This is a genomic window from Fictibacillus barbaricus (genome assembly GCF_031457135.1).
Taxonomy (GTDB): domain Bacteria; phylum Bacillota; class Bacilli; order Bacillales; family Fictibacillaceae; genus Fictibacillus; species Fictibacillus barbaricus_A.
Genome location: NZ_JAVDWA010000002.1, coordinates 603,675 through 629,433 on the forward strand (window position 1 = coordinate 603,675; position 25,759 = coordinate 629,433).

At 36.6% G+C, this 25,759-nt stretch carries 28 protein-coding genes, 6 tRNA genes and 1 pseudogene; 9 read left to right on the forward strand and 26 right to left on the reverse strand.

Features of this window, described 5'->3' with window-relative positions:
- Positions 1-3 precede the first annotated feature (3 nt).
- The gene (locus tag J2X07_RS08460) at positions 4-648 is read right to left on the reverse strand and encodes a DUF4912 domain-containing protein (protein ID WP_310258029.1); all 645 of its coding nucleotides are present in this window, start codon (positions 646-648) and stop codon (positions 4-6) included.
- A 373-nt stretch (positions 649-1,021) separates the two neighbouring features.
- Here J2X07_RS08460 and J2X07_RS08465 point away from each other — a divergent pair, with 373 nt between their 5' ends.
- On the forward strand, positions 1,022-1,213 hold the full coding sequence (locus J2X07_RS08465) for a hypothetical protein (RefSeq protein WP_310258030.1): 192 nt from the start codon (positions 1,022-1,024) through the stop codon (positions 1,211-1,213).
- A 21-nt stretch (positions 1,214-1,234) separates the two neighbouring features.
- Positions 1,235-1,693, forward strand: coding sequence for a hypothetical protein (locus tag J2X07_RS08470; protein WP_310258031.1), 459 nt, complete (start codon positions 1,235-1,237; stop codon positions 1,691-1,693).
- A 71-nt stretch (positions 1,694-1,764) separates the two neighbouring features.
- Here J2X07_RS08470 and phoU read toward each other — a convergent pair whose 3' ends face one another.
- The 8 genes from phoU to J2X07_RS08510 all read right to left on the reverse strand — a co-directional run bounded on the left by phoU (position 1,765) and on the right by J2X07_RS08510 (position 10,679).
- Positions 1,765-2,424 carry a phosphate signaling complex protein PhoU gene (gene phoU / locus J2X07_RS08475; protein ID WP_310258032.1) on the reverse strand — a complete coding sequence of 220 codons (660 nt, stop codon included), beginning with the start codon at positions 2,422-2,424 and terminating at the stop codon, positions 1,765-1,767.
- 22 nt (positions 2,425-2,446) lie between these two features.
- The gene (pstB, locus tag J2X07_RS08480; RefSeq protein WP_310258033.1) at positions 2,447-3,226 is read right to left on the reverse strand and encodes a phosphate ABC transporter ATP-binding protein PstB; all 780 of its coding nucleotides are present in this window, start codon (positions 3,224-3,226) and stop codon (positions 2,447-2,449) included.
- A 12-nt stretch (positions 3,227-3,238) separates the two neighbouring features.
- Positions 3,239-4,048: a phosphate ABC transporter ATP-binding protein PstB gene (pstB, locus tag J2X07_RS08485; RefSeq protein ID WP_310258034.1), complete on the reverse strand. Its 810-nt coding sequence runs from the start codon at positions 4,046-4,048 to the stop codon at positions 3,239-3,241.
- Between the two features lie 20 nt (positions 4,049-4,068).
- Positions 4,069-4,956: a phosphate ABC transporter permease PstA gene (gene pstA, locus J2X07_RS08490; RefSeq protein WP_310258035.1), complete on the reverse strand. Its 888-nt coding sequence runs from the start codon at positions 4,954-4,956 to the stop codon at positions 4,069-4,071.
- Positions 4,956-5,825 carry a phosphate ABC transporter permease subunit PstC gene (gene pstC / locus J2X07_RS08495; protein WP_396193898.1) on the reverse strand — a complete coding sequence of 290 codons (870 nt, stop codon included), beginning with the start codon at positions 5,823-5,825 and terminating at the stop codon, positions 4,956-4,958. Before pstC ends, pstA begins: the two co-directional genes overlap by 1 nt.
- 163 nt (positions 5,826-5,988) lie before the next feature.
- Positions 5,989-6,897: a phosphate ABC transporter substrate-binding protein gene (locus J2X07_RS08500; RefSeq protein WP_310258037.1), complete on the reverse strand. Its 909-nt coding sequence runs from the start codon at positions 6,895-6,897 to the stop codon at positions 5,989-5,991.
- A 316-nt stretch (positions 6,898-7,213) separates the two neighbouring features.
- The gene (locus J2X07_RS08505) at positions 7,214-9,268 is read right to left on the reverse strand and encodes a penicillin-binding transpeptidase domain-containing protein (RefSeq protein ID WP_310258038.1); all 2,055 of its coding nucleotides are present in this window, start codon (positions 9,266-9,268) and stop codon (positions 7,214-7,216) included.
- 124 nt (positions 9,269-9,392) lie between these two features.
- Positions 9,393-10,679, reverse strand: a complete 1,287-nt coding sequence (locus tag J2X07_RS08510) for an MFS transporter (RefSeq protein WP_310258039.1) — start codon at positions 10,677-10,679, stop codon at positions 9,393-9,395.
- Between the two features lie 102 nt (positions 10,680-10,781).
- Between J2X07_RS08510 and J2X07_RS08515 the strand changes: the two genes are divergently transcribed.
- Positions 10,782-11,021, forward strand: coding sequence for a hypothetical protein (locus J2X07_RS08515; protein ID WP_310258040.1), 240 nt, complete (start codon positions 10,782-10,784; stop codon positions 11,019-11,021).
- Between the two features lie 87 nt (positions 11,022-11,108).
- Here the strand turns inward: J2X07_RS08515 and J2X07_RS08520 are convergent, their stop codons facing one another.
- The 9 genes from J2X07_RS08520 to J2X07_RS08560 all read right to left on the reverse strand — a co-directional run bounded on the left by J2X07_RS08520 (position 11,109) and on the right by J2X07_RS08560 (position 15,094).
- Positions 11,109-11,720 (reverse strand): superoxide dismutase, encoded by a 612-nt coding sequence (locus tag J2X07_RS08520; RefSeq protein ID WP_310258041.1) that lies wholly within the window; start codon positions 11,718-11,720, stop codon positions 11,109-11,111.
- 529 nt (positions 11,721-12,249) lie between these two features.
- Positions 12,250-12,325 (reverse strand) — tRNA-Phe (locus J2X07_RS08525).
- A gap of 9 nt (positions 12,326-12,334) precedes the next feature.
- Positions 12,335-12,427 (reverse strand) — tRNA-Ser (locus J2X07_RS08530).
- Positions 12,428-12,434: 7 nt separating this feature from the next.
- Positions 12,435-12,511, reverse strand: a tRNA-Ile gene (locus J2X07_RS08535).
- A gap of 25 nt (positions 12,512-12,536) precedes the next feature.
- A tRNA-His gene (locus tag J2X07_RS08540) sits at positions 12,537-12,612 on the reverse strand.
- 20 nt (positions 12,613-12,632) lie between these two features.
- Positions 12,633-12,709, reverse strand: a tRNA-Met gene (locus J2X07_RS08545).
- 4 nt (positions 12,710-12,713) lie between these two features.
- Positions 12,714-12,788: transfer RNA gene (locus J2X07_RS08550), tRNA-Asn, on the reverse strand.
- Positions 12,789-12,928: 140 nt separating this feature from the next.
- Complete coding sequence (locus J2X07_RS08555) at positions 12,929-13,417, reverse strand: DUF456 domain-containing protein (protein WP_310258042.1); 489 nt, start codon at positions 13,415-13,417, stop codon at positions 12,929-12,931.
- 57 nt (positions 13,418-13,474) lie between these two features.
- A complete protein-coding gene (locus J2X07_RS08560; RefSeq protein ID WP_310258043.1) occupies positions 13,475-15,094 on the reverse strand; it encodes a Na/Pi cotransporter family protein in 1,620 nt (539 codons plus the stop codon).
- A gap of 173 nt (positions 15,095-15,267) precedes the next feature.
- Between J2X07_RS08560 and J2X07_RS08565 the strand changes: the two genes are divergently transcribed.
- Complete coding sequence (locus J2X07_RS08565) at positions 15,268-15,813, forward strand: DUF1189 family protein (protein ID WP_310258044.1); 546 nt, start codon at positions 15,268-15,270, stop codon at positions 15,811-15,813.
- A 30-nt stretch (positions 15,814-15,843) separates the two neighbouring features.
- On the opposite strand, the gene J2X07_RS08570 is transcribed toward J2X07_RS08565, so the two are convergent.
- Positions 15,844-16,719 carry a DUF1002 domain-containing protein gene (locus J2X07_RS08570; RefSeq protein ID WP_310258045.1) on the reverse strand — a complete coding sequence of 292 codons (876 nt, stop codon included), beginning with the start codon at positions 16,717-16,719 and terminating at the stop codon, positions 15,844-15,846.
- 170 nt (positions 16,720-16,889) lie between these two features.
- On the opposite strand from J2X07_RS08570, the gene J2X07_RS08575 reads away from it, so the two are divergent.
- From J2X07_RS08575 to J2X07_RS08585, 3 genes and pseudogenes are all read left to right on the forward strand, one after another.
- Entirely contained in the window at positions 16,890-17,219 is a 330-nt protein-coding gene (locus J2X07_RS08575; protein WP_310258046.1) for a LysM peptidoglycan-binding domain-containing protein, read from the forward strand.
- Between the two features lie 99 nt (positions 17,220-17,318).
- Positions 17,319-18,419 carry a flavodoxin-dependent (E)-4-hydroxy-3-methylbut-2-enyl-diphosphate synthase gene (gene ispG / locus J2X07_RS08580; protein ID WP_310258047.1) on the forward strand — a complete coding sequence of 367 codons (1,101 nt, stop codon included), beginning with the start codon at positions 17,319-17,321 and terminating at the stop codon, positions 18,417-18,419.
- A gap of 233 nt (positions 18,420-18,652) precedes the next feature.
- Positions 18,653-18,988 (forward strand): annotated as a pseudogene (locus J2X07_RS08585) (HIT family protein); the annotation flags it as partial.
- Positions 18,989-19,124: 136 nt separating this feature from the next.
- Here J2X07_RS08585 and J2X07_RS08590 read toward each other — a convergent pair.
- From J2X07_RS08590 to J2X07_RS08615, 6 genes are all read right to left on the reverse strand, one after another.
- Positions 19,125-19,490 (reverse strand): hypothetical protein, encoded by a 366-nt coding sequence (locus J2X07_RS08590; RefSeq protein WP_310258048.1) that lies wholly within the window; start codon positions 19,488-19,490, stop codon positions 19,125-19,127.
- A gap of 132 nt (positions 19,491-19,622) precedes the next feature.
- Positions 19,623-19,835: a DUF1540 domain-containing protein gene (locus tag J2X07_RS08595; protein ID WP_310258049.1), complete on the reverse strand. Its 213-nt coding sequence runs from the start codon at positions 19,833-19,835 to the stop codon at positions 19,623-19,625.
- A 68-nt stretch (positions 19,836-19,903) separates the two neighbouring features.
- On the reverse strand, positions 19,904-20,326 hold the full coding sequence (locus J2X07_RS08600; RefSeq protein WP_310258050.1) for a Fur family transcriptional regulator: 423 nt from the start codon (positions 20,324-20,326) through the stop codon (positions 19,904-19,906).
- Positions 20,326-21,171 carry a metal ABC transporter permease gene (locus J2X07_RS08605; protein ID WP_310258051.1) on the reverse strand — a complete coding sequence of 282 codons (846 nt, stop codon included), beginning with the start codon at positions 21,169-21,171 and terminating at the stop codon, positions 20,326-20,328. Before J2X07_RS08605 ends, J2X07_RS08600 begins: the two co-directional genes overlap by 1 nt.
- A 12-nt stretch (positions 21,172-21,183) precedes the next feature.
- Positions 21,184-21,960 carry a metal ABC transporter ATP-binding protein gene (locus J2X07_RS08610; protein ID WP_310258052.1) on the reverse strand — a complete coding sequence of 259 codons (777 nt, stop codon included), beginning with the start codon at positions 21,958-21,960 and terminating at the stop codon, positions 21,184-21,186.
- Between the two features lie 123 nt (positions 21,961-22,083).
- Complete coding sequence (locus J2X07_RS08615) at positions 22,084-22,731, reverse strand: HAD family hydrolase (protein WP_310258053.1); 648 nt, start codon at positions 22,729-22,731, stop codon at positions 22,084-22,086.
- Positions 22,732-22,930: 199 nt separating this feature from the next.
- Here J2X07_RS08615 and J2X07_RS08620 point away from each other — a divergent pair, with 199 nt between their 5' ends.
- The gene (locus J2X07_RS08620; RefSeq protein ID WP_310258054.1) at positions 22,931-24,190 is read left to right on the forward strand and encodes an NCS2 family permease; all 1,260 of its coding nucleotides are present in this window, start codon (positions 22,931-22,933) and stop codon (positions 24,188-24,190) included.
- 341 nt (positions 24,191-24,531) lie between these two features.
- Complete coding sequence (locus J2X07_RS08625; protein ID WP_310258055.1) at positions 24,532-24,792, forward strand: DUF2624 family protein; 261 nt, start codon at positions 24,532-24,534, stop codon at positions 24,790-24,792.
- A 60-nt stretch (positions 24,793-24,852) separates the two neighbouring features.
- On the opposite strand, the gene J2X07_RS08630 is transcribed toward J2X07_RS08625, so the two are convergent.
- Positions 24,853-25,743: a deoxyribonuclease IV gene (locus J2X07_RS08630; protein WP_310258056.1), complete on the reverse strand. Its 891-nt coding sequence runs from the start codon at positions 25,741-25,743 to the stop codon at positions 24,853-24,855.
- Positions 25,744-25,759: the final 16 nt, after the last annotated feature.

Here is a 25,759-nt window from a genome sequence, read left to right on the forward strand (position 1 = left end):
CTCCTATTTGATTTTTTGATAGTACGAATAAGTCGAAAAATTTTCTAGCCATTCCGGCTGACTAACATTTTGCTGTTTCCATCGTTCTATTTTTTCATCAAAAGCTGCACTATGATGAGAGGGAACTGTCTCAGCTGGATTAGATCTTAACAAAGTAAAAAAACTGCCATCGTAAGTACGAGTCCCTGCATCCACGATATAAGTCCTGTCTGGCTCGAGCGAGTGAATAAACCAATTGTTTGTCATTGGAGGGAGTTCCACTTCAAACGTTCGGTGTGCATTATGTCCATAAAAAATAATATCTGTTACATCATATATTTTCAGCACACTCGGAAGGCTCTCCCATTCCGATCGAAAATGCTGTTTTGCCATATTTTTTATGGCATCTGAAAAACTCCAATAAACGTAAATTCGCGTTGCAGAGATCGGCATTAAACATATACTGGATTCCTTATACTCGAATGGCATCTCCCACTTTTTTTCATCAGTAGTTTTAATAGCCTGAGATGATTCCGATACTTCCGGTAAAAGATCTTTTCTATATTTATTCCAGCGATACTGCACTTTGCCTAGAGACATCTCCATCTTTTCAGCAATTTCTTGAAGAGTGAGCCCTTTACTCTTCAATTTCACAATTTCTTCTATCACATTAATCACCTCATCTACATCAGTTATTCTTTAGAAATATTTTTATTCCACCATTTTTAATAATCGTAACACCCGCTATTTTTTTAAACAATGTGTCAAAATAGTCGAAATTTGACGCTTCCAAATCCCGCAAGAGATAACAGTTTATGTAAAGTTTTTGAAACCGTTTGCTCCGACTGATAATTCTGATAATACGACAAAATCATACAAAAATTGCTTTCGTAAACCCTTTTATTTTCCTATATCAGTATCATAGAGAAGAGATTAGTCGAATTGTCGTATTTTATGTGTACTTTTGCGAAAAAACCTATACCCGGATTCAATACTATGTTATAAAAGTAGAGGGAAAAGCTTTAATTATAGGGAGGTTACTATGGAGTTTGCCATCTTTGGATTACTAATCATTGGAGTTGTTCTATTGATTCTTTCCTTTAGAAAAAATCGTGAAACTTCAGTTGAAACACAGCTGGAAAATTTTTCGATTCAATTAATGAAAGAAGTCTATCAAATTAAGAAAAAAATAAAAGTATTAGAAGACGAAATGATGATCAATGATAAGAATTAATAGATTTGTGAGGGGAAACGTATGACAAGCAAAAACCTTCGCGGATTTTCAGCAGGTATAATTATCTCTACTGGAATATTAGCTGGAGTTTATTACATGAACAGCTCCAACAACGATCCAGAACTAAACGATGAGACAGTAGAGCAATATCTTTCTGAAAAAGGCGAGTTAGCAATCTCAGAAGATGAATACACGTCATTAAAAGCCGCTAAAAGCACACCAGCTGCTGCAGAGAAAAAATCCGAACCTGTTGTTAAGGAAGAAGAAAAAGTAACAGAGATGAACTTAACGATAACTCAAGGGATGAGTACTGGTGAAGTATGTGATTTGCTGCAGCAAGGTAAAATTATTAAGGACAGTAAAGAGTTTTTAAAGTATTTACGTTCACATAATCTCGAAGGTCTAGTGAGAGCAGAAACTCACCAGGTAAACAGCAAAATGACTTTTGATGAGATCGCAAAAGAAATTACAAGTTCATAAACTACATAAAAAGAGCGGACCATTGTGTCCGCTCTTTTTCTAGGTTTTTTTTATACTATTAAAAAGAATCTTTAATCATTTAATTCGTATCTTTTTCCTTTTACCAGATAGATCACATTTTCACCAATATTCGTTGCATGATCAGCCGTACGCTCAATGTATCTGCATACAAACAGCAATTGTGTAATTTGTGGAAGGCTGTCTTCATGCTTGGTCATAAGGCTCAATAACTCTTGAATGATTTTCCCATACATCTCATCAACTTCATCATCAATCTCAGAAAGATCTTTTGCAAGTGCTACATCTTCATCGACATATGCTTTTATCGCTTTTGTTAGCATATCAATCGCTAACCCAGCCATTTTCGGAAGTTCTTCTAATGGCTTTATGAATTCTTTTTCGCCAATTCTGATTGTGGATTTCGCGATATTAACAGCAAAATCAGCCATTCTTTCTACATCAGCAGATATTTTAATAGCAGCAATAATTTTTCGCAAATCTGAAGCTACAGGGGCTTGTTTCGCTATAAGAAGAATTGCAAAATCATTAATTTCATCCTCTAGTTCGTTTATGCGTGCATCGTTTTCAATGATTTCCAAAGCTTTTTCTAAATCTTGCTGTTTCAGTGCAGTTACACTCTCTTTTAGAGCGGTTTCTGTTAAAGATCCTAATTCAATTAATAATTCTTTTAGCTCATTTAATTGAGATTGAAAGTTTTCTCTTACGACCATTTTATGTCACTCCAATTTTAGTTTATCCAAACTTACCTGTAACATAATCTTCCGTTCTTTTATCTGACGGTGTAGAAAATATCTTAGACGTATCCGCATACTCTATGAGTTCACCCATTAAAAAGAAAGCTGTTTTATCAGAAATCCGTGCTGCTTGCTGCATGTTATGTGTAACCATAACAATTGAAAATTTCTTCTTTAGTTCCAAGGCTAATTCTTCAATTTTTATAGTTGAAATAGGATCTAGAGCTGATGTAGGTTCGTCCATCAATAATACATCTGGTGTTGTTGCAAGTGCTCTTGCTATACAAAGGCGCTGTTGTTGCCCCCCAGATAATCCCATTGCAGAAGTGTTCAACCTGTCCTTAACTTCATCCCATAAAAAAACATCTTTTAATCTCTTCTCTACAATCTCATCAATTTCAGCTTTCTTTTTTATTCCGTGTACTCTTGGTCCATACGCTACATTTTCATAGATTGTTTTCGGAAATGGGTTCGGCTTTTGAAATACCATTCCTACCTTTTTCCGTAAATCAACCAGGTCCATTTTATTACTAAGAATATTTTTTCCATCAAAATTGATTTCGCCCGACATTCTAACAGTAGGAACCATCGAAACCATTAGATTTAATGTTTTTATAAAGGTTGATTTCCCACATCCAGACGGACCGATGATAGCGGTAATTTCATTATTATAAATAGGGAAATCTATTTCTTTTAATGCGATGTCTTCCCCATACCAAAGATTTAATTTTTTTATATTAAAAATCTCTTTCTTGTTCGAATCAATCACTTGCTTCAAATGATTACCTCCCTATCCAAAACGACCAGTAATATAATCTTCCGTTTCCTTTTTTGAAGGATTAGTAAAGATCTTGTCCGTTTTATCCATCTCAATAAGATCTCCATTTAAGAAAAAGGCCGTATTATCAGAAATTCTGGATGCCTGATGCATGTTATGAGTAACGATAACAATCGTAAAATCCTTTTTCAATTCAATGATCAAATCTTCTATCTTGGCATTTGATATCGGATCGAGCGCAGATGCAGGTTCATCTAATAAAAGAATATTCGGTTTCATTGCAAGTGTTCTCGCGATACATAAGCGCTGCTGCTGACCGCCTGATAAAGATAGAGCAGAATCGTGCAAACGATCTTTTACCTCATCCCATAATGCAGCTTTCCTTAAGCTTTCTTCTACAATGGGATCTAATTTTTTCTTCGAATTAATACCATAAAACTTTAGTGCATGAGTAATATTGTTATAGATGGATTTTGGAAATGGATTTGGTCTTTGGAATACCATCCCTATCTCTTTTCTTAATGCGACTATATTAATATCGTTTCCGACTAAGTTTACATCTTCATATAAAATTTCACCTGTGCTGCGCGCAATGGGAATTAAGTCATTCATACGATTGATCGAACGTAAAAATGTCGATTTCCCGCAACCTGATGGACCAATCAAAGCCGTTACAGCATTCTGTCTAATATCCATATTTACATCTTTAACAGCATGATTGTCTCCATAATAGATGTTTAAATCTTTAACTTTCAAAGCTACTTTATAGTCTTCAGTTTCTTTTAAAGCAATTCTGTTTTTCGTACCAATTGAGACTTTCATGTAATCACCTATCTCAAATATTATTTTGATGATGTAATTTTCTTATGAACAATACTTCCGATCCATCTTGCCAATAAATTAAAAATTAAAACAGCAATAATTAACACCGCTGAAGATCCATCAGCTACTTCACGAACATCCGGTATTAACCCTTGTGTATTAACTGCCCAAATATGAACTGCCAGCGTTTCTGCTGGTCGAAATATATTTAATGGTGAATTAGCATCTAATGGATTCCAATTTGCAAAATCAAGTCTTGGAGTTGTTAGCCCTGCAGTAAAAAGCAATGCCGCTGCTTCGCCAAAAACTCTTCCAGAAGCCAATATGGCTCCAGTCAAAATAGAAGGAAATGCTGAAGGCAGTAATACTTTTCTAATCGTATACCAATGAGTAATACCTAGAGCTAAACTAGCCTCTTTTTGATCTTTCGGTACTGATCTGATTGCATCTTCACATACCCTTACCATTACGGGAAGGTTAAATACTGTTAATGCCAAAGCTCCTCCAATAATGGAATAGCCCCAGCCTGTTAAATTAACAAACATTAATAATCCAAACATACCAATTACAATCGATGGCAATGAAGCTAAAACTTCTATGCAAGTACGAATGATATTTGTGATTTTACCTGGCTTTGCGTACTCTGCCATATAAATTCCACCGCCTAAACCGAGCGGAATTGTAAAAAGCATAGTAAGGAATAAAATATAAAATGAATTAAATAGTTGATTTCCAATACCTCCGCCTTCTCTAAAAGAGCTCGAAGGAGATGTTAAAAAATCAAGAGTCAACTTAGAAAATCCGTGATAAATGATATATCCTAATAAGCCGAAAAGAACTGAAGTAATAATAATAGCAATTAAGATAAATATAGCTGTTGCTATTTTATCCATAACTTTACTGTTCATTAAAACTGCCTCCTAGAAGAAAGATAACGAATAATAATGATAAACACAAAAGACATAGCCAATAAAATTAAGGCTAGTGACCATAAAACATTATTATCCACACTTCCAAAGGTTGTATGACCCATATTCAAAGTAATAATTGTAGTTAATGTTGCAGCTGGATCAAATAGGGAATTAGGAATACCTCTAACATTTCCGATAACCATCTGTACTGCGAGTGCTTCCCCAAATGCACGTGCCATACCTAAAACAATGGCAGTTAATAACGTAGGTGATGCTGCTGGAATTAAAACTCTCCAGATTGTTTGCCACCGTGTAGCACCGATAGCATAGGAAGATTCACGCAAACCTTTTGGCAAAGAACTCATCGCATCCGTTGCAATACTCGTCACGGTCGGTAAAATCATAATGGATAAGACGATCATTCCTGCCAGCAAACTAAACCCATTGCCCCCAAAATGATTTCTAATGAATGGAACTAAAACCGATAGACCAATGAAACCATACACAACTGAAGGTATACCAACCAATAATTCAATTACCGGCTGCAATATTCTTCTTCCCCAAGACGGTGCAATTTCCGTCATAAAGATTGCGCTGCCGATACCTAGTGGTGCCGCTATAAGGGCAGCTAAAAAGGTAACAGCAAATGAACCCAAAATAAAAGGAACAGCACCATATGTGGGTCCGCCACTTTCAGCACTTCCAGTGGGATTCCAGTTTGTACTTGTTAAAAAGTCAATGACATTAACACCATTTTGTATAAATGATTGCAAGCCTTTGCTTCCTAAAAAAATTGTAATAGCTATAGTGGCACTAATAATGATTAATGCAGAAAATAATACAAGAAACTTACCGCGTCTTTCCATATTAACAGCTAGTTTGTTTGAACGTTTAAGCAACCGGTCTCTAGCCGAAGAACCATTAATATTGTCCATTTCTGTACCTCCCACAAACACCATAACAGGGTAAATATTCAGATCGAATATTTACCCTGTTACCTATCTTTGTAAATAATATATCACATTTTTCTTACTTTTCTGAAATTTTACCTTCAGCATTCCGTTCTACTTTCATTTTGCTCTCTCCAATGTAACCTTGATCAGGAACTAATTTATCCTGAATTTCTTTAGATTGCATATATTCTAAGAATGCTTTAGTAAGATCTTTTGGTTCACCTTTAGTATATGAATGTTCATAAGCCCAAATTGGGAATTTACCGTTTTGAACGTTCTCATCTTTAGGTTCAACACCATCAATACTTAAAGGTGTTACAGAATCATCATTAAAGTAAGAGAATGCAAGGTAGCCGATAGCTCCAGGAGTTTCTTTTATTAATTTTTTTACCGTGTTTGAAGAATCTTCTGTCGCTGCTCCATCTGCAGGAGTTTGACCATCTAGACCATATTTTACAAAAGTAGCACGAGTTCCAGAAGAGTCTGGACGATTAATTAACGCGATCTTTTGATCCTTACCGCCAAGTTCTTTCCAGTTTTTAACCTTACCAGTAAATACTTTGATTAAATCTTCTTTAGATATATCTTTAATTCCAACTTCAGGGTTTACCGCAGCTGTCATACCTACTACTGCAATTTTATGATCCTTTAATTGATCTGCTGGAATACCTTCTTTTTCTTCTGCGAAAACATCAGAGTTACCAATTTGTACGGCACCTTCAGAAACTTGACTTAGGCCTGTACCGCTGCCGCCAGCTTGAACTTGAATATCAGCTTCAGGATTTTCTTCCATAAACTGCTCAGCTGCTGCTGCAACTAATGGCTGCATGGCACTTGAACCTGATACAACGATTGAGCCAGAGACTTTTTCTTTTGAACCGCCGCCTGCTGGTTTCCCTTCGTCGCTTTTGTTTCCACAAGCAGCTGCAAAAACTAAAAGCAGTGACATTATAGCTAATAAGTAAATCGACTTCATTTTCTTCATATTGATAGGTCCCCCTAATTTTTCGATAGGTTATTCTTCCTATCTTTTTTTACTTAATGCTTAATTTCTTTTACAATACTTAGAATAACTTCAGATTATTAATTAGGTTTTAACGCATTGTAAAGAAATTATTAAGACATGTTACTTTAGTAGCATTTGCTTGCCAGGTCATTTTATTCAAGAGGATGTTTCCGTAAATTTTGCCGCTATTTACAATGAAGAACCTCAAAACCTCTCTGCAGCAATAATCTTTTAGAAATGAGCTCTTAGAAAAGAACCTTTAGATAAGAACCATTCAAAAAAGCCACGCTAAATATTAGCGTGGCTCTACTTGATTCTCATTCTTTTTAGTTGTTGAATCCGTTGAGATGCCCTCTTTTTTCTTATTAAAATAGGCATCCATCGCTCCTTCTGCAATTTCGAGATTCGTATAACCTTCACGAATCTTTGGAACTACAACTGCAAATGCCACTTCAGGATTATCATAAGGCGCATAGCCTATTAACGTTTTGTTAACTAGTCCAGTTGCTTTATCTACTTCCGCGGTACCTGTTTTACCAGCTGGATTATAATCCTTATTTTTGAACACCCATGCAGCAGTACCTTTACTTCCGTGCATAACTTCATAAAAACCTTTATGAACAACATCCAGATAGCTTTCCTTCATTTCAATTTTGTTTAAAACTTTTGGTTCAAAATGATACAGCAGTTTCCCTAATTTATTCGGATCTTCAGATGGTTCTCTCACTTCTTCTAGGAGATGCGGCTGCATTCTTAATCCGCCGTTAGCTATAGTAGACACGTATTGAGCCATCTGCATTGGCGTATACGTATCAAATTGTCCGATGGCAAAGTACATCGCCTGTGATAATGCATCACTAACCCCTGTATTGTATCCGGTTGCCTCAGAAGGCAGGTCTATACCAGTAGGTACTCCCAGCCCAAACTCACTGTATGAGTTTCGCAGGATCTGGAAGGCTTCATTTACTTTATGTTCTTTGAAGCGTTTGTGTGGATAATCATATCCTGATAAACGCATGGCAATATTCCACATAAAAACGTTAGATGATTGTTCTAATGCCTGAACGGCATTAACCGGGCCCATATTGTTATGTGATTTTAGTTTCCCTCCATCACCAAAAACAAGGGGAGCATCAACGATCACTGAATTTGGATCAATTACACCTTGCTGAAGTCCCGTTAACACAGTTGCACCTTTAACGGTTGAACCCATTTCATAGGAATGATAGATGTTTCCGAATGGAATACTGCTGAATTTCCCAGTTTTACGATCGTATTCTTTACCTGCCATAGAAAGGATTGCACCCGTTTTTGGATTCATCATGACAATATACGCTTTATTTAATTCTTTATTATCATAGGCATATTTGCCTTTAATAGCATCTTTCAGCTTTTCTTCTACTACTCGCTCAACTTCCTTTTGTAAATCCATATCCACAGTTAATACTAAATCGCTTCCCCTAGCTCCCTTTTCTTCTTTTGGATCACCGACAGGGTTGCCCTTTTTATCCGTGATATATTTAATTTTTGATTTCGTTCCACGAAGCAGTGCTTCATACTGTTCTTCAAGGAAACTTGTTCCTACCATGTCATTACGGTCGTTCCCTCTTGAAGTATAAAAATCCATTTTCAATTTAGGAATTTGTTTTACCTGGCCAAACATATCACGGAATGAATCTCCGAAAGGGTACGATCTTGCGGCATCCGGCTTTATATCAACTCCGGGAAGATCTGGTAAATGCTCACTTATTAAAGCCATTTCTTTTTCAGTAGCACCAATCTTTATACGCTGAGGCGATAATGTATAACCCCTATCCATTTCACTTTTAATTGCCAATACCTCAAGCTGTTGCTTTGAAAAACTAGAAATATCTTCTTGAGTTACTTTGGCTAACATTAAGTCATAAAGTTTTTCTGGAGGAGTATTTTTTTCTTCAGCTGAAGAAATTCTTTTTTCAACTTCTTTTTGATGCAATAAAATGTAGTAATCTTTTCTATCTCTATCTGTTAGTTCAGACGTATCTTTATCAATTAATTGTGCCAGTTTTTTAGCAATAGCTAACCTTTTTTCTGAATCCGCATCACGTGTTCGAGTATATGTAATAGAAAAAACAGGTTCGTTATCCACAACAACTCGATAATGTGAGTCGTACATTTTTCCGCGTGGTGCATCTAATTTGGTAGTTACATTCTCTGTAAGATAGGCATTTCGTTTATATTCTTCACCTTTAACAATTTGAAGGAATCCTAAACGAAGCACAAGGATAGAAAATAGAAAAAACACCGTTAAAAACAGGGCATTTACTCTGATTGGTACATGATTTCTCTTTTTCGTGGAATTAGTTTTCATAATATTGTAAATCTCCCTTAAAAAACAGCACAGACACCCCATACAAAGGTGCCTCAAGTTTAACAACTTATTATTTTTACATAACAATAGTATCTCTAAAACGACCGATATGTCAAAAGATAAATTATTGTTTGTTTGAATTGTTGCCATCTTGCTGTGTTTCAGCAAATTCAATGGATTCTGCTGCTGAATCAATCGGATTAGAAGGTACTGAAACCTTCTTTAAACAAAAATAAATAAAGAAATGACCTGCACCCAAGACTGGCAGCAACATGGGAATCCCGCGCTCTTCAGAAAAATAAGAAACCACTATTATGAATGTAAGTATCGATATAATTCTTCCGATATTTAAATAAAGTTCTCTAACAACAATATACTCAATTCTCTTCTCATAGATCCCCCGGCATTTACCGATAATATCGTACGTTATAGAAACATAAGGGACTAGCAGCAGGGGATAAGCTACGGAAACCGAAATGCCGTAGATGATTAGAAGTGAAAAGGATATAGGGAACAGCAGCATTATCGGAGAAATAAATAAAAGTAATCCCCCTGCAAAAATAGCTTGTTTTCTCTGCCACGGTTTTAAAAAATGAGATACAGCATAATACCCGATAAAAGAAACAATGGACTGCACAAATCCAAAAGTTCCTAGTGCAAATTCACTCTTTGTTGCTGTGTAGACCCAAATAACAATTAAAAATAAAAAAGTCCCTTCTCTTAAACCCTGGAATAAATGCGCGCGTAACAGCTGCTGCCAATCATGATTTACTTTACGTTCTTGAAAAACCTCTTTTAAACCATAATGCCCATCTGCTTTCCTTCGCTGCAAAAAGAAACTAATGACCACTGCCACTAAAAATAAAATCATAGAAATACTAAAAATGGTTTCATATCCCATTTGTTTGTCCATTCTTGTAATAATGAATCCAGCACTTAATGGACCCAGCATACCTGAAAAGGAGTTAAGAACGCCTAAATAACCATTAAAAAAATCCCTTGTCTCAGGTTCAGTTACTTCCAGTGTAAGGACATTAAATGCTAACCAATAAAACCCTAATCCAAATCCAAGTATAGCACCTAAAGCCAGTAAATAACTGCTGGCTAATGTGCCCATAAAAAGCATACCAATATAAAAAAGAGCTAAAATAAATACACCTATCCTTAGTACAATTACCCGATCCACTTTTTTTGCCAGCCAGCCAGCCCAATTAAAAGCAATTGGCTGCATAACTACTATGGCTAAATTATAGAACGCTATGTCCGTTATTTCACCTGATTGTTTCCATAAAAATATATTAACAAATGTATTGGATAAGGCAGTACTTAATGTAAACAGCCCACCTACTAGCAATAGTAAGAAAAGATCTTTCGGGTACTGGTCGTTTTCCATGAACTTTTTAAATATCATGTTGTTCGCCCCTTTACATATCGTGGTTAGTGTCTTTCAAGATAAAAGGAGCTATTCACTTTTTAACTAATTGGTTTTTATTGTATAAAGGAGTCACCTTACATGTTTGAATATCGGATTTATAATGAGGATGTATTAACAATCATCTTTTCGCTTAGAGAAGCTGATTATCAACTATATGAAGGTTGTCTACGGTATCACGGAGATTATATTTGGTATTTTCAAGCTAAAAATATCTTTGTTATCCAATCTCAAAACCCATTTGGAGATGGAAATATACTTTTAGACGAAATACTCCTTAAACTTGCAAAAACGTTTAGCGTGCATGATAGAGGAATTTAAAACGTTGCTGACTCATTTAGTGATTGTATTTTAACGCACAAAACTAAATAAAAAAAGCTGCCGGGGTTTCCAGCAGCTTTAAGTAATTTACTTAGCTTCGTTGTAACGCTTTTCAACTTCATCCCAGTTTACAACATTCCAAAAAGCATTAATGTAGTCTGGGCGTTTGTTTTGGTATTTCAAATAATACGCATGCTCCCATACATCCAATCCAAGGATTGGTGTCTTACCTTCCATTACCGGATTGTCTTGGTTTGGAGTACTTGTCACTTCAAGCTCTCCGTTATTTACAACTAGCCAAGCCCAGCCAGATCCAAATCTTGTTTTACCAGCGTTTGCAAACTCTTCTTTAAAAGCATCAAGGCTTCCAAATTTGCTGTTAATTTTATCAGCTAGTTCACCAGAAGGAGCATTTGCACCGCCTGGAGCAATAACTTCCCAGAACAAGCTGTGGTTAGCATGTCCGCCGCCATTGTTTCGAACAGCGTTTTGAATATCTTGTGGAAGTGCGTTTAAGTTTGAAAGAAGATCCTCAAGACCCTTGCTTTCAAATTCAGCTTTCCCTTCAAGTGCAGCATTCAAATTGTCAACATACGTTTTGTGATGACGTCCGTGGTGAATTTCCATTGTCTCTTTGTCAATATGCGGTTCTAGTGCGTTTGTTTCATAAGGTAATGCAGGCAGTTCAAATTTAGCCATGTTCATTTCCTCCTTAATAATATGTAGAATTTATGTTCAATTTCAAGGTAACCTTGAAACATGAAACCATTTAGTCAACTTACTTGTTTAAAAAGTGATTTAAATGATTAATTTTACCTTATCAAATTTACACTAAAACATCAATTCTTAAACACTGATCCTTTTTATATGATTGTTTATGTATTCTTTGTCGCTTTTGAGTGCAGTTAATTTCGTTCCAGGCTGCTTGCTTTCGCAGGGCAGGCGGTGAGCCACATTCGTACATTTCCCGTATAATAAGTGTCTCACAACAACGCCTTCTTAGCCCATTTCCCTTTTGCTTGTCGTCGGGGCTGAACAAACCGCACTCGCTTTTCGGACTGCCCGCCTGTCCTGCAGGAGTCTCCACTCTTACACTCCCATCAAATGTGAAACATGACAAAAAAAAGATTAAAAATCAACAATATTTTAGAAAACAGCATTAAGTAAATTGCCTTTTTATATAGAAAAAAACCTTACGACAAAATCGCAAGGTAATGTATGTAATATATGGTGGCTCGAGACGGAATCGAACCGCCGACACGAGGATTTTCAGTCCTCTGCTCTACCGACTGAGCTATCGAGCCAAAAAAATATGGAGGAGGTAGAGGGATTCGAACCCCCGCGGGTCGTTAAACCCCTGTCGGTTTTCAAGACCGATCCCTTCAGCCGGACTTGGGTATACCTCCTCGATTTTGGTGGACCCTGTAGGACTCGAACCTACGACCAATCGGTTATGAGCCGACCGCTCTGACCAACTGAGCTAAGGGTCCATGAAATAATTATGTAAGTAATAAATGGGGCGGACGAGGGGAATCGAACCCCCGAATGTCGGAACCACAATCCGATGCGTTAACCACTTCGCCACGACCGCCATCGTGGTAAAAAACATTTTGGTAGCGGCGGAGGGAGTCGAACCCACGACCTCACGGGTATGAACCGTACGCTCTAGCCAGCTGAGCTACACCGCCAAAATGGCTCCACAGGTAGGACTCGAACCTACGACCGATCGGTTAACAGCCGATAGCTCTACCACTGAGCTACTGTGGAATAATGAAATCACTTTATTAAGGACAAGAACTACTATAGCATGTATCCGCAAACAATGTCAACAACATTTCCAAACGAACACATGTACTTTTTTGGAACAAAAATAATATAGCACGGCTCTAAGTTTAAAGCAAGGCTGATTATAAAACTTGATAATAAAAATAACCAATCATAAGTGCTTGTGTAATCACTTTTATCAGAGTTGTACCCACAAATGCTAATACTGTACCAATTCCGATTGAAACAGATGCTTTTAATCCTTTTTTGTGAAAAACCATTTCAGCAAGTACTGCCCCTAAGAATGGTCCGATAAGAATATTTGCTACAGGAATAGGAATAACAAACGGACCTATAATCAAACCAAGAGTACTGCCCCATATTGCAGCTTTGGATCCTCCTTTTTTCTTTATCGCATATGCATTGCCAGCGTAATCAATTACAAAAAGACTAATCAATAGCAGAGCTTGGATTATTATGAACAAAGGAGTAAAAGGATCAAAATTAAAACCAAATCCATAAATAAGAAAACCAGCAGCTAAAAATAAAACGCCAGGTAAAATGGGATAGAATAAAGCGATAAAACTAATGATGAAAGCTATTGCAATAAATACCCAGTACAAGGTTTCCATAAAATTCTCCTTTCTAAATCTAGTAAAAAAACCAAGAGAGAACCTCTTGATTTTAGTTTACTTTTCTAAAACAGCTTCTGCAATGTTAACTGCGTGGTCACCAATTCTTTCAAGATTACTTATGATGTCAACAAAGACAATTCCTGCATTGCCTTCACATGCCCCTTCGTTCATGCGAATAATATGCTGTTTACGAAGCGTGCGTTCCATTTTATCAATCTTATCTTCTAAACCTAAAACTTCATCTGCTAAATGGCTGTTATTTTCTTCTAAAGCGTTAACAGCTTTAGTTAAGGTCATCAACGTTAAATCAAACATTTCATTTATTTCATTATTCGCTATATCTGTTAAACGAACATTGTTTCTCATCTGATAATCGACTAGCTCTATGACGTTTTCCATGTGGTCTCCAATACGTTCTATATCACGTGATGCATCCAGAAGCATTGAATGTTCATTAGATTCTTGTTTCGTTAATGGGTGTGCAGATAACTTTATTAAATAAGAGGTAATTTGACGGTCCAAATTATTTATTGCCTCTTCATATTGCAGAGCTAAATCAGCATTCTTTTTTTCTTTACTATTTAAATACAGAATAGCTTCTTTTAAACCAGATTGAGCAAATCCGGCCATTCTTAAAATCTCCAGTTTCGCTTGTCTAATCGCCATTACCGGAGAAGTCTCAAGAACAATTTCGTCCAAATGTTTAGGTTTGTATTCAATCATCTGATCTTCACCTTTAATCAATTTTGAAACAAGTGATGCCAAAACGCCGATAAACCAAAATTGAATAAGAACGTTGGTGATGTTAAATGTGCCGTGAGCAAAAGCAATCTGCATGGCAGGCTGTAAATGAAGTTTTACAGCTAGAAATTCGATATACTTTTGAAAGGGTTCAAGGAAAACAAGAAAAATCAATGTACCCAATAAATTAAAGATGACATGTGTCAAAGCAGCTCTTCTCGCTGCTATCGTAGTACCAATCGCTGCTAATACAGCAGTTATCGTCGTTCCAATATTATCCCCAAACAGGACAGGAAGAGCTGCTTTTAAATCGATCATGTTTTGAGCGTACAGCTCCTGAAGAATACCGATCGTAGCACTCGAAGACTGTACAATCCCTGTAAACAGAGTCCCTACTACAACCCCAAGAAAAGGATTGTCACTCATTGAGACAGTCATATCCTGAAAAGCTTGAAAATGACTTAAAGGTCTCATCCCTTGACCCATTAAGTTTAACCCTAGAAACAAAGCACCAAAACCAAATATAATTTGTCCTATGTAGTTCCATTTTTGATTCTTAAAGAAGAATATAAATATGGAACCCGCAGCCATGATTGGCAATGCATATTCCCCTACATCGATACCAATGATGAATGAAGTAACCGTTGTACCAATGTTAGCACCCATGATAATCCCAATTGCTTGGCGGAGTGAGAGAAAACCAGCATTTACAAGACCGACAGTCAATACAGTCGTTCCAGAACTGCTTTGAATCAATACGGTTACGAATATCCCTGCCAATACTCCCATAAAAGGATTTGTTGTTAATTTATCTAGAATCTCGCGTAAACGGTCTCCAGCAGAATTCTGCAGACCTTCTCCCATATATTTAATACCGAATAAGAATATTCCTAAACCGCCTATGAATTGAAAAATGATTTCTTGAAAATCCAAGGTTTCAGCCTCTTTTCCTATCTTCTACTGACCGTTGTCATTATCCTAAATTTGTTTATACAGTGTAAAGAAAAATTTGAAAATGTAATAATACCTTTACAAAGGATAGTCATTGTCCATTTCATAGGCTTCATGTAAACTTATTATGGCCAATGAAAAAAAGGAGCACTTGCATGAAATTACATACCCGCTTTTTAAAAAGTCTGTATTCTATAAGTTCCATTTCACACTTCCGTTTGTTTGGTGTCGGCAGTACGATTATGTATGTGCTGCTGCTAACATTTATTAGTATGATTCCAATGGTCTTTCTCTTTCTAGTTAACCTGCTTAGTCATAGTAATGGACAAACTTTGGATAATTTTCAAAATTACGGTTTAAACCAAGAACAAATGCAGCAGTTTGCCGAATCAATGAATGGCATAATGCCGATTGTATTACTTGTCGTTTATATGATCTTGTACATTCTTTTCGCTGGAATCTTATTCTCCGGCATATCTATTTTATCATTTGCAGGATTGATTTTTTCGAAGTTCGGAAACAAGAGGCTAACCTATCGGCATCTTTGGGTCATATCTAGTTACTCGATAACAATGCCTGTAGTCTTATTGACGATAATTTTTGCATTAAACGTGCAATTGCCATATTCGTTCCTATGGTTCTGGGTGATTTCCTGTATAATTTTAGTTTTATCCATTAAAAATACTCCTGCAAAAAAATAAAGCGGCTGATTGACAGCCGCTTTTTTCTATTTACTTAAATAATGATTTTATTGCGTCGATCAATTGCATGAGGAAATCGATTAACTTTTGAATGAAAGACTGTGTTTCAGGTTTATTTAAAAAGTCTCCTAAATTATCACTCACATTTTTAAGATCGCTTTGTACTTGATCCCAATTTATATTTAAATCTTTCATACGATTAAACAAATCCACTAAACCATTTAATTCGTTATCTGTAAGTTCAATCCCCATATCTTTTGCTACTTTTTTAATAAGTGTACGAAGATCATCTTCAGATTGTACCGGGTTTTTTGCTATTTCTTCTTTAACACGGCTCACCAGCTCAGTGGCGTCTTTCGCACCGATTCTTTCACCTAGCTTCGCTGTTTTCACCATTTCTTCATTCGCTACTTGTTTTTGAGCTTCTGGAATTTCAATTTGTGCAGTTGTTTCATACGCTTTTAATATTCCTGTTAAGGCAGCTGTACCGGAAACTTCAAATGGGGCTGTCACATATATGTCTGCATCTTTTACACCTGCTGTTGATAATGCATTCATATACATTTCTTCTGTTACCCAATTGATATTATTTGTTTTTACTGAAAGACCTTGGTCCTTTTCGCCAATCGTAATCTTTGAAGATGAAATGGCTTTTGTTCCGATTTGAGCTTTCGATATATAACTACCTAAGTATTTGTGTTCTTCTTCATTTGTTACAGTTACAGTCTGTACGTCAGTTGGGACATCCATCTCTTTTAATAAAGAGTTCTTTTGTTCTTCTGACAAGTTTTGTCCTAGTGTAACGATTACGTCGCCTGGTGCTGCATCTGCAAACATTTTTGAGGGTGCCATCAATAAGGCAACCATAATAACAGATAGCAGGGTAAGCACTTTAATTTTCTTCATACTGTTCACCTCTCCTATTCGGTACAACTACAATCATACGCAAAAAAAGATATTTTTTTGTCCATTAGACCTTTCCATTTTACACCAACGCTTGTAATAAAGTCACTTTAAACCTGTCATAAAACGCCGGGACAAGCATAAAGTGTTACATAAGAAAGGAGAGGGATCAAATGAAAAAATTTCTTACTGGCTGCTTTATCTTACTTATTTTATATGTAGTTGCTTATGACCTAAAAATCGGCACACTCCCTCAAACACAACCTGCTAATGCCAAAGTTATTGACAATAAAATGAAGATTCAGCAAAATAAAGAAAAATATCAATTGTATGAAGTCAAACCTGGTGATACTTTAATATCTGTTACAGAGAAAGTAAATAGTAAGGGTAATTATACGATTTCCGGGATGCTAAACGATTTCAAAGTATTAAATCCAGGGACAAACCCAGAACACATTCAAATCGGTAAAACGTATAAATTTCCGATCTATAAAAAGAAGTAAAGGTAACAATACTTGTCAAAACAAAATAATCCCTGCTAAAATGAACTGATGATAGGACAGCACAATGCTGTCAATTTGAAAAAAGGAGCGATTCACCAAATGAGTGAAATCACCCACCGTTCAAAAACGAGACCTGTAAAAGTCGGTCCTTATACAATAGGCGGCACAGATCAGGTTATTGTTCAGAGTATGACAACAACTAAAACACACGACGTTGAAGCTACAGTAGCTGAAATAAAACGTTTAGAAGAAGCGGGATGCCAAATCGTACGTGTTGCTTGTCCGGACATGAGGGCTGCAGAAGCGATCGCAGACATAAAAGCAAGAATCAATATTCCACTTGTAGTGGATATTCATTTTGATTACAAGCTTGCGTTAAAAGCAATTGAAGGCGGAGCTGATAAGATTAGAATTAATCCGGGCAATATCGGCAGACGAGAAAAAGTGGAAGCTGTTGTTAAAGCAGCTAAAGCTAAAGGTATACCTATTCGTATCGGTGTCAATGCAGGTTCCTTAGAGAAAAAATATCTTGAAAAATACGGTTATCCAACTGCAGAAGGAATGGTTGAAAGTGCATTGGATCATATCCGTATTTTAGAGGAACTGGATTTTCATGACATTATCGTTTCCATGAAGGCATCAGATGTTAATTTAGCGATTGAAGCTTACGAAAAAGCATCAAAGGCTTTTAATTATCCTTTACACTTAGGAATTACAGAATCAGGAACGCTATTTGCCGGTACAGTAAAAAGTGCAGCAGGTCTTGGCGTTATTCTTCATAAAGGAATCGGAAACACGCTTCGCATCTCTTTAAGTGCTGATCCTGTTGAAGAAGTAAAAGTGGCTCGTGAACTTTTAAAATCATTTGGACTTCTCTCAGATGCAGCCACTTTAATTTCATGTCCAACATGCGGACGTATTGAAATTGATTTGATTACAATTGCAAATGAAGTAGAAGAGTACATCTCAAAAATCCGAGCACCTATTAAAGTAGCGGTTTTAGGATGTGCTGTAAACGGACCAGGTGAAGCGAGAGAAGCAGATATTGGAATTGCCGGTGCCCGCGGAGAAGGTCTATTGTTCCGTCATGGGGAAATCGTTAGAAAAATTCCAGAAGATCAGCTGCTAGACGAATTAAAAAAAGAAGTAGATATTTTGGCAAAAGCTCATGAAGAAAAGTTAAAAGCACAGCAAGCCTAAAAAAAGCCTCCCAAACGGAGGCTTTTTTTATGTAAATTAATGGGCTGGTTTCGTTCTTAAAATTTCCAACAATGGAGTGCTTCCTCTCCAATTTACGTTAAATGAAGGAATTTGCAAAAAAACGCGGCAGCAAGAATCTTTTAAAAAAATGCCGAATTAATAAAATTCGGTATCAACAAAAGCAACCTATGCTAAAATTTGGTTAACAATACATTACCAAAGGATGTGGATAAATGGGATGCTTAGGCTGCAGTTTAGCAAATAAAAATGAGCTGGTAAACGTTGTCTATGAAGATGAAAATGTATGTTGTTTCTTAGATCATGAACCATTCAATGAAGGTCATGTATTAATATTGCCCAAAAAACATTATAAAGAAGCTGTGGACCTTGACGAAAATACTGCCCATTCAATTATGAAAGCTTCGATTCTTCTTTCAAAAGCTATAACAAGACTGTTTAACCCAGATGGAATCACCATATGCCAAAATGGTGGAATTTTTGATGAGCTGACTCATTATCACATGCACGTTGTACCTAGATATAAAAATCAGCCATTTTCAGCTTTCTATGCAGAAGGATGATGAATCTGACTGCATTACTGACAAATCCGATTTAACGCAAACAAAAGCTAAACTTAGAAAAGCTATAAGTGAAATTACAATATAAAAGAAGGAGCATAGCGCTCCTTCTTTGCTCCTTAATACATTAAAAGAATGGTGCAAAAAATAAGGAGATTAAAATCGAAGCAATCCCGATTCCGATCGCCCAATTTCCTAATGTGTGCGCACCTTGTCTTCGAGCGATAAATCCAACGATGACTCCTGCTGCACCAAATAATACCGGGATGATAAATAAAGAGAGAACAGAGAGAATGATGGCAATCATTCCCGTTGCCTTTCCACCGGTTCTTTCATGTCTTTCGTCATCATCAATTCTGCGATCTCTTTCAGCAAAACGAGGGTGCTCATTTTCCGGATAAGTAAGATCACTTCTAAGCGGTGCTACTTCAGCTGCTGTTTCTTCCCTATATTCATTATCATTAAAATCATTTGTGTTTCTTTCATCTGCCATTATAATTCCCTCTCTTTCAGCTTTAAGGAGCGTTCTTATTATGGCTTGAATGGTGATTTTTCATAGATGTTAAGTTATGGACATCCCGAAGTCCTTATAAAGCAGAAGAGGCCCCTAAAAGAGGCCTCTAACTTAATGCTTGGCTCTAAACGTATGACAGCAAGTTTCAGCTGTATCTTCAGCTCGGTCTTTATGAGCAGCATCACCCTGGAGGCTGCCATCCGCACTCATGTCATACGAATTATTTGCATGTCTGTCAATTTCTACCAAAATCGAATCAGCCACACAATTGTTTCCTTCTCCCCAATAAGTGCAATTGGAGACATTGCATTTTACATCTGGCATATAAAAAACCTCCTTTCTTAATAGCTTGGCTAAAAAAAGGAGGAGCATACTTATAAAATAATTATTTATTACCTGCATTCACGGCAATATCCATAAATCTCAAACTTATGTCCGGTTATATCAAAACCGTTTAATTCATTGTTAAGTACTTCCATTGGACACGTTTGAATGGACTTCGTACTGCCGCATGTTAAACAGATTAAATGGTGATGGTGTTCATTGTGAGAACAAGTAAACCGAAACTTTCTTTCCCCTTCCCATTCCGTTTCTTCCAGTAACCCCAGATCAACAAATGTCGTTAAGTTTCTGTATATCGTATCAAAGCTTAACCCGGGATATTGTTCCTTCAATCCGTCCTGAACTTCCTTAGCTGAAAGGTATCTTTTTTCATTTGCAAATAGTGTCAGCAAATCTTTTCTTTTTTCCGTATGTTTAAATCCTTTTTCTTTTAAAAGTTCCATCGCTTCAGCAATTGAAAGATCGTATTTCATCAATGTCCCGCCTTTCGTGAACTCGTGAACTTTTTATAATAGATACACGCACATAAAATGATGACGAGGCAAACAACAATCGTTCCTCCAGACGCAATATCTAAATAGTAAGATAAGAACATTCCTGAAATAACCGCCACTTCGCCAAATAAAACCGATAACCAAATGGTTTGTTTAAAACCTTTTGCAATTCGAATACTTGCTGCAACGGGCAAAGTCATAAGTGATGAGACTAGAAGAATTCCTACAATTTTCATGGAGGCCGCGATGACTAATGCTGTGATTGCCATAAAAGCAATCAAAATCCAATTGCTTCTAATGCCTGATAGCTTACCTTGTTCCTCATCAAAAGAAAGGACAAATAATTCTTTATACATAAACAAGACAAATAAGAGCACGATGATTAAGATGGCAAATACTGTCCAGACATCTGATTGTTTTACAGCAATAATACTTCCAAATAAATAATTGAATAAATCAGTATTAAAACCATCTGCCATTGATATAAAAATGACACTTAAACCAATTCCTGCCGACATAATGATAGGAATCGCCAACTCTTCATAATGTTTATACACTTTGCGCAGCTGTTCAATAAAAATGGCACCAGCTACTGAAAATAACATACCAAAATAGATCGGATTCGCTGCAGCAAAAAAGGCAGACCACTTTCCTAAAAGCAGATTTGCAGCTATACCAGCAAGGGTGATGTGGGACAGAGCATCGGCAATCAGCGCCTGACGTCTAACAACAAGGAAGACTCCTAACACGGGTGCAAGAAGACCCACCATTATACCGGTTAAAAAAGCATTTTGTAAGAATTCATATTTTAAAAAAGGTAACATGTTTTAATCCCCTTATTCATGATCATGGTCATGGTGAAGGACATGAACATGATGTCCATAAAATGCAGAAATGTTATCTAACGAACTTTCCTCAAATTCTTTCGTATTTCCATGAAAATGTATTTGTTTATTTAAACAGGCTACATCTGTAACATAGTCCGTCATCACACCAATATCGTGTGTAACTAAAACGAGCGTCAATTTTTTTTCCAGATGCAGCTGTTTTAACATTTTATAAAACGAAGCTGAAGACTCGGCATCCACTCCCACTGTCGGTTCATCAAGAATTAACAGCTCCGGATCACTGACAAGTGCCCTGGCAATAAAAATCCGCTGCTGTTGGCCGCCAGAGAGTTCTCCAATATTTCTTCCGGCAAACTCTTCCATATTTACAGCCTTTAAAGCAGACCATACTTTTTGTTTGTCTGAGGATTTTAGAAAACGAAAAAGTCCAACCTTGCCAAACAAACCCATTGAGACTACCTCAAAAGCTGTTGCTGGAAATGCTGTATTAAAACTGTTTGCTTTTTGGGACACATAACCGACCTTATCCCAGTTGTTAAATTTATTTATTTTTTCTCCAAATAAATGTACGCTGCCATGCTGCGGTTTTTGAAGGCCTAATATACATTTGATAAGTGTTGATTTCCCAGATCCATTTGGTCCGACTAATCCTAAAAAAGACCCTTGTTTGATTTCCATTGTCACATGTTCCAATACATTTTTTTCACCATAATGGAATGACAAATCATCAACTAAAACAGCTGGGATTTTCAAATTTTCAACCAAGGTAATTCTCCTCTAATCATTTATAAGTAGTAATGAGTACGATTTAGACTGTCTCATAGTATACACGAAAACAGGATAAAGTAAAACAACATGCACTCTTGGCATGCTGTTATAGGATATAATCTATTCATTTATTAGACTTTTTACAGTTTGGTATAACATAGAGGGTTTCACGATCACATCAGCCATATCTAAATATTCTTCTCCCAGTGTTGTTTCTACAGCTATGCAAAGTGCACCTGCTTTTTTTGCAGATTTGATGCCAAGAGGCGCATTTTCTATAACAAGCCATTCTGAAGGTTCGTAAGGAAAATGACTCATAGCTTTTTCATAAGGCTCTGGTGTCGGCTTCCCGTTTTGCACATCATCACCTGAAATCACGTAATCAAAAGTAAATGAAAGTGTATTTAATACTTCCTCTACAAATTCTCTCCTGCTTCCTGTAACTAAACAGCATGGAATTTTTCTTTCTTGTAGATAATGCAGACAACACACCGTTTCCTCTATAAAGGTGTAATCAGCGTTTTTTTTAAAGTACAGTCGTTTCGTTTCATATATTTCATGGATATCACTCTCTTTTGCTTGGATATTAAAAGTGTTAAAGATATCTTGAATCGTCTTTTTCCCAGGCATGCCTTCTCTAAGATAAAAGTCTAATTCCTCACGATGAAATCCTTTTTCTTTAAATGAATACATCCATGCTTTGACATGATGCGGCATTGTATCCACCACTACCCCATCCATATCAAAGCAAACTGCTTTAATTTTCATTGCTCTATCCTTCCTTTTATTCAAAGCGATTTTAATAATTTTTTCATTATAAAGCAATAAAAGAACAAAACAAAAAACTTTGATTGAGTTCTTGTTTAAAAACATTTTCTAGCCTTGTTGCCTCTTTTCATATATAATCATTTCTGGCAGGTTTCTGCTGGGTGGGAGAGGGTTTTTTTTAGATTTTAGAGAGGATCACATGAAACAAAATTTCGTTTCGATCAAAAAAGAAGTACTTGCAGGCTTTACCTCATTCTTTACCATCGCTTATATTATTATCGTAAATCCATTAATATTGGCAGATGCTGGTATGCCGTATGAAGGTGTTGTCATCGCTACGATTTTAACCTCAGTTGTCGGATGTTTAATTATGGGACTTTATGCAAATGCCCCCATTATCTTAACACCTGGAATGGGAGTTAATGCGTTTTTCACCTATACGATAATCCAGGGAATGAAATTAAGCTGGCAAGAAGCTCTTGCAGCAGTAGTCATCTCAGGTATATTATTTATGATCACTGCTTCAACACCATTGAAAGATATACTTTCAAGGAGCATACCCCAGTCCTTAAAACATAGCATTACTGTCGGTATCGGATTGTTTCTAACATTTATCGGGCTGCAAAAAGGCGGCATTATTGAGGCTAGTTCTTCAACATTTGTTAAGTTAGGACATCTGAATCATCCTGATGCGATTTTAACAATCATCGGGCTTATTTTAACGCTGATTTTGTTTGCAAGAAATGTTAAAGGCAGTTTTCTTATTGGCATAGCAGTTACCACACTTATTGGGTTTTTTATAGGTCACAAACAGCCAGTAACAAGTATGTCAGACGGCTTCTCATTAAAACCTTTTGGTGAACTTCTGTTTGCGTTCGATTTATCAGGAATTACTGATCTTTCATTCTGGATTGCAACTTTTTCACTTACCATGATCATTACCTTTGAAAATATGGGGTTATTGTATGGTTTGCTTCCTGATCAAGAGAAATTCCCTAAAGCGTTTCAGGCAAATGCTGCATCATCTATCATTTCCGGATTATTTGGAACAAGTCCAACAATCTCTACGGTCGAGAGTGCATCAGGAATTGCTGAAGGCGGGAGAACAGGAATTACGAGTATCACCGTAGCCATCCTATTCCTTGGAACACTGTTTGCTGCACCTTATATTGCATATATTCCTGATGGTGCAATAGCACCGGTATTAATTATCATCGGAGGATTGATGGTTCAGCAGATTCAGCATATTCCTTTAGCTGACTTTACTGAAATGTTCCCATCATTTCTAATAATTGCCTTAATACCTTTAACATACAGCATTGTTGATGGGCTTGCATTTGGTTTTATTGCTTATCCATTGATAAAATGGGTAACAGGACAAAAGAAGCAAGTTCCAGTAACCATGTATGTAATAGCATTCTTGTTTTTTATGAACTTTGTACTTCATACAATTGTATAAAAAGAATTTAAAGACTTTGGATCATTCCAAAGTCTTTATTTTTTTGGCTTTTTCTTGTTCTAAAAGATTGTTGCTACTGGCGTATTTTTGTAATTTAACTTCAATGACAAGTTGATTGGAGTGTAAGGTGCGAGACTCCTGCAGGATCAGCGGGACAGGTGAGACCACTTATGGCGCATAGCGTCAAGGGGGCTCACCGCACGCCCTGCGGAAAGCGAGCAACCTAAAACGGAGATCAACTACATCTAAAAACAACATAGGATGCGAAAACAGCCTTATTTTTTTAGCACTTTCTCTTCTCATGACTCATAGAATGAAAAAGTCAGGAGGGGATTTTTGTTATGAATCCAATTGTCGCCCATTTCGTTAATCAAAAATTGAATTCAATTAGTCCAAAAGAATTGATCTCACTTGCAGCGCAATACCAGCTTCCAATCACCCAAAGAGAAGCTGAGCAGATTGTTGCTATATTACGAAGACAGACCATTGACATAAACAACCTATCCCAGCGCAAACAAATAATCGCAACAATTGCTAAAGAAGTCAGTCCTGAAAAAGCGAATTATATCCAGTACTTAATCCAAACGTATATCGACAGATAACATAAAAAGAACCGCACTCCATTTGTGCGGTTCTTTTTATTTGGTTCAATCGTTGATAACTTAAGACAACAATTTGTTTTGAAGTTCAGCATCAAATTCTTTTCGTTTAATCATTTCAATTTCTAACTGATAAGGAGCTTTTTTATTATTCTTGTCTGTTCCAACATAAGGAGTTTCTAAAATCTTAGGAATGTCTTTGAACTGATCATGATGAACAATATAATTTAAAGCGTCAAAACCAATATGGCCAAAACCAATATTTTCATGTCTATCTTTGGACGCTCCGCAAATATTTTTACTGTCATTGATATGAAATACTTTGATTCTGTCAATACCGATTGTTTTATGGAATTGGTTCAATACTCCATCAAAATCATTAACTATATCATATCCTGCATCATGTGTATGACAAGTATCAAAACACACAGACAACTTCTCATTAAGAGTGACACCCTCGATGATCTGCGCTATTTCCTCGAAAGATCTTCCGCACTCTGAACCTTTTCCTGCCATGGTCTCTAAAGCAATTTGAACATCTTGTTCTTTCGTGAGTACTTCATTCAAACCTTCGATTATTTTTTTGATTCCTATTTCACTGCCTTCGCCCACGTGTGCACCAGGGTGAAGAACGATTTGTCTGGCACCTAAAGCTGCTGTCCGTTCAATTTCGCTTCTTAAAAAATCAACACCAAGCTGGAAAGTTTCAGGTTTAACGGCATTACCAATATTAATAATATAGGGAGCATGAACAATAATATCCGTTATTCCGTTTTCTAGCATGTGCTTAGTACCCGCTTCTATGTTCAGGTCTTCTATTTTTTTTCTTCTTGTGTTTTGTGGTGCTCCTGTATAGATCATAAAAGTATTCGCACCATATGAAACAGCTTCTTCACTTGCAGCCAAAAGCATTTTTTTGCCGCTCATTGAAACATGTGATCCAATTTTAATCATACCTTTACCTCTCCCC

Excerpts from the sequence above, each read along its gene's own strand:
- J2X07_RS08590 (WP_310258048.1), bottom strand. The coding sequence starts at position 19,490 with ATGGCAGATGAAAGAAACACAAATGATTTTAATGATAATGAATATAGG.
- J2X07_RS08570 (WP_310258045.1), bottom strand. The coding sequence starts at position 16,719 with ATGAAGAAAATTAAAGTGCTTACCCTGCTATCTGTTATTATGGTTGCC.
- phoU (WP_310258032.1), bottom strand. The coding sequence starts at position 2,424 with ATGGTCGTAAGAGAAAACTTTCAATCTCAATTAAATGAGCTAAAAGAA.
- pstA (WP_310258035.1), bottom strand. The coding sequence starts at position 4,956 with ATGAACAGTAAAGTTATGGATAAAATAGCAACAGCTATATTTATCTTA.
- J2X07_RS08505 (WP_310258038.1), bottom strand. The coding sequence starts at position 9,268 with ATGAAAACTAATTCCACGAAAAAGAGAAATCATGTACCAATCAGAGTA.
- J2X07_RS08465 (WP_310258030.1), top strand. The coding sequence starts at position 1,022 with ATGGAGTTTGCCATCTTTGGATTACTAATCATTGGAGTTGTTCTATTG.
- J2X07_RS08500 (WP_310258037.1), bottom strand. The coding sequence starts at position 6,897 with ATGAAGAAAATGAAGTCGATTTACTTATTAGCTATAATGTCACTGCTT.
- pstB (WP_310258034.1), bottom strand. The coding sequence starts at position 4,048 with ATGAAAGTCTCAATTGGTACGAAAAACAGAATTGCTTTAAAAGAAACT.
- J2X07_RS08565 (WP_310258044.1), top strand. The coding sequence starts at position 15,268 with ATGAAATTACATACCCGCTTTTTAAAAAGTCTGTATTCTATAAGTTCC.
- J2X07_RS08520 (WP_310258041.1), bottom strand. The coding sequence starts at position 11,720 with ATGGCTAAATTTGAACTGCCTGCATTACCTTATGAAACAAACGCACTA.
- J2X07_RS08575 (WP_310258046.1), top strand. The coding sequence starts at position 16,890 with ATGAAAAAATTTCTTACTGGCTGCTTTATCTTACTTATTTTATATGTA.
- J2X07_RS08510 (WP_310258039.1), bottom strand. The coding sequence starts at position 10,679 with ATGATATTTAAAAAGTTCATGGAAAACGACCAGTACCCGAAAGATCTT.
- J2X07_RS08515 (WP_310258040.1), top strand. The coding sequence starts at position 10,782 with ATGTTTGAATATCGGATTTATAATGAGGATGTATTAACAATCATCTTT.
- J2X07_RS08625 (WP_310258055.1), top strand. The coding sequence starts at position 24,532 with ATGAATCCAATTGTCGCCCATTTCGTTAATCAAAAATTGAATTCAATT.
- J2X07_RS08615 (WP_310258053.1), bottom strand. The coding sequence starts at position 22,731 with ATGAAAATTAAAGCAGTTTGCTTTGATATGGATGGGGTAGTGGTGGAT.
- J2X07_RS08630 (WP_310258056.1), bottom strand. The coding sequence starts at position 25,743 with ATGATTAAAATTGGATCACATGTTTCAATGAGCGGCAAAAAAATGCTT.
- J2X07_RS08555 (WP_310258042.1), bottom strand. The coding sequence starts at position 13,417 with ATGGAAACCTTGTACTGGGTATTTATTGCAATAGCTTTCATCATTAGT.
- pstC (WP_396193898.1), bottom strand. The coding sequence starts at position 5,825 with ATGGAAAGACGCGGTAAGTTTCTTGTATTATTTTCTGCATTAATCATT.
- ispG (WP_310258047.1), top strand. The coding sequence starts at position 17,319 with ATGAGTGAAATCACCCACCGTTCAAAAACGAGACCTGTAAAAGTCGGT.
- J2X07_RS08620 (WP_310258054.1), top strand. The coding sequence starts at position 22,931 with ATGAAACAAAATTTCGTTTCGATCAAAAAAGAAGTACTTGCAGGCTTT.
- J2X07_RS08600 (WP_310258050.1), bottom strand. The coding sequence starts at position 20,326 with ATGAAATACGATCTTTCAATTGCTGAAGCGATGGAACTTTTAAAAGAA.
- J2X07_RS08470 (WP_310258031.1), top strand. The coding sequence starts at position 1,235 with ATGACAAGCAAAAACCTTCGCGGATTTTCAGCAGGTATAATTATCTCT.
- J2X07_RS08595 (WP_310258049.1), bottom strand. The coding sequence starts at position 19,835 with ATGCCAGATGTAAAATGCAATGTCTCCAATTGCACTTATTGGGGAGAA.
- J2X07_RS08605 (WP_310258051.1), bottom strand. The coding sequence starts at position 21,171 with ATGTTACCTTTTTTAAAATATGAATTCTTACAAAATGCTTTTTTAACC.